Genomic DNA, 2,216 nt, shown 5'->3' with positions numbered 1-2,216 from the left:
ACACTGGCCCGCGTGACCGCCCAAGCCGACCCGGCAACCCCCGTCTCCCGCCGCTGGTCGGCACTCGACACCGCCGCCGGCGGCCTCGCCCTCGACCTGGGCCTCTACGCCGCCGCCACCGTCTTCGCCGCGATCACCGCCGCCACCTCCACCCTCCCGCCGCACCGCGCCTGGGGCGCCGTCGCCACCATCGGGTACGCGCTCGCCACGCTCGCCGCAACCACCCAGCTGCTCGCCCGCCGCCGCGACCCCGGCACCCCCCTGGCCGGCCTGCCCGCACGCTGGACCGTCGCCGGTCTCACCTGGGCCGCCACCGCGCTGCTGCCGATCATCACGCAGAGCGTCGAACGCGCCGGCGGACGCACCGACCGCGCCCAGGAGGAGGTGATCGTGGTCGAACACGCCGGAGCCCGCCTCGCCGAGCACGGCACCCCCTACCTCGGACCCGACGCCATCGCCGCCCTGCCCCCCGGCGAGCAACTCCTCGGCTACACCCCCTACCAGCCCGGTATGGCGCTGTTCGGGCTGCCCCGTGCCGCCGTCGACGCCTGGTGGACCGACTCCCGCGTCTGGTTCGCCGTGGTCACCGCGCTCACCCTCGTCGCCCTCGTCGCCACGCTGCGCGCAAGTGGCGGCCCGGGCGCACCCCGCCGCGACGCCGCCGTCCTGCGCGCCGTCCAGGCCGCCACAGTCCTGCCCGTCTGCGCGCTCACCCTCGCCACCGGCGGCGACGACCTCCCCGTACTCGCGCTCTGCCTGCTCGCCCTCGCGCTCGCCGCCGCCGGCCGGCCCGGGCGGGCCGGCCTCGCGGTCGGCGCCGCCGGTGCCCTGAAGCTCTTCGCCTGGCCGGTCGCCGTCGTGCTGATCTGCTGGGCCGCCACCCGCCGGTCCGCGACCCGCACCGCCCTCGGCGCCATCGGCCTACCCGTCCTCGCCCTGGTCCCGGTGCTCCTCGTCGACCGCGACGCCCTCGTCGAGAACGTGCTGCGCTTCCCGCTCGGCCACGGCCTCGTCACCAGCCCCGCCCAGTCGCCGTTCCCCGGGCACCTCATCGCCGAGACACTCCCGGCCGGCCGCGCCGTCGCCGCCGCGCTGCTCGTCGCCGCCGGAGGAGCCATCGCCGTCCGGCTGCTGCGCCGTCCGCCCCGCACCGCCGCCGCCACGGCCATCATCTGCGGGTACGGACTGCTCGCCGCGATCCTGCTGATGCCCTCCACTCGCTTCGGGTACCTGCTCTACCCGGCAGCCCTCCTCGTCCTCGCCCCCGCGCTGGCGCTCACCCGACCGGACGACAGGGCGGCATTCCCGGCAACCGCCCCGCGCGATGCGGCCGGAAGGCGTACACCTGAGGGATGACCACCTACCGCGACCGGGCCGAGGCGGGACGCGAACTCGCCGAACGACTCACCGACCTCGCCGGCCGGCCCGACGTCATCGTGCTCGGCCTGGTACGCGGCGGTGTACCCGTCGCCCGGGTGGTCGCCGACCGGCTCGGCGCACCACTGGACGTCCTCGTCGTCCGCAAGCTCGGCGTGCCCTGGGCACCCGAGGTCGCGTACGGCGCGCTCGGCCCCGGCGGCGTGCAGGTCCTCAACGAGATGGTCGCCGGCCGGATCAGCGAGAACGACAGGGCCCAGGTCCGCCGCCGCGAACAGGCCGAACTGGAACGCCGCGAACAGCGCTACCGCGGCGGCCGCCCACCGCTCGACCTCACCGGGCGCACCGCCGTCATCGTGGACGACGGCCTCGCCACCGGCGCCACCGCCCGCGCCGCCGTCCAGGTCGCCCGCCACCTCGGCGCCGTCCGCGTCCTGGTCGCCGTCCCGGTCGGTTCCGAGCAGGCGTACGACATGCTCGCCGCCGACGCCGACACGGTCGTGAGCTGCCAACTCCCGCCCGACTTCGCCGCCGTCGGGGCGTACTACGAGGACTTCCACGAGGTCTCCGACGACGAGGTCACGCAGGCGCTGACCGCCACTGCGTGAAAACACCCGGTACCGTCGTTGTCATGCAGATGACCTGTCCCAAGTGCCGCGGAGAAATGCGCCAGTACGAGCGCAGCGGAGTAGTCATCGACCAGTGCGGCGAATGCCGGGGCATCTTCCTCGACCGCGGCGAGCTGGAAAAGCTGTTCGATGCCGAGGCCAACTGGAACCGGCAGCACGGCGGCGCCCCGCAGCAGGCCGCGCCGTCCGGTGCCGGCTACCCGCCACCTC

Annotated in this window: 3 protein-coding genes; all 3 read left to right on the top strand. The window is 75.4% G+C overall.

Going from position 1 to position 2,216, the window contains the following annotated elements; all coding sequences use genetic code 11:
- Positions 1–12: 12 nt before the first annotated feature.
- The gene (locus ABD52_RS37035) at positions 13–1,356 is read left to right on the top strand and encodes a glycosyltransferase 87 family protein (protein ID WP_047894841.1); all 1,344 of its coding nucleotides are present in this window, start codon (positions 13–15) and stop codon (positions 1,354–1,356) included.
- Positions 1,353–1,985 carry a phosphoribosyltransferase gene (locus tag ABD52_RS37030; RefSeq protein ID WP_013289349.1) on the top strand — a complete coding sequence of 211 codons (633 nt, stop codon included), beginning with the start codon at positions 1,353–1,355 and terminating at the stop codon, positions 1,983–1,985. The genes ABD52_RS37035 and ABD52_RS37030 overlap by 4 nt, the downstream gene beginning before the upstream one ends.
- A gap of 23 nt (positions 1,986–2,008) precedes the next feature.
- Positions 2,009–2,216: zf-TFIIB domain-containing protein (locus tag ABD52_RS37025; RefSeq protein WP_047894842.1), on the top strand; the 208-nt coding region annotated here is incomplete at its 3' end.

The sequence above is a fragment of the Micromonospora sp. RV43 genome (genome assembly GCF_001029515.1).
GTDB classification, from domain to species: Bacteria; Actinomycetota; Actinomycetes; order Mycobacteriales; family Micromonosporaceae; genus Micromonospora; species Micromonospora aurantiaca.
The sequence above is the reverse complement of the archived record's forward strand: the minus strand, read 5'-3'. Positions and strand labels throughout refer to the sequence as shown.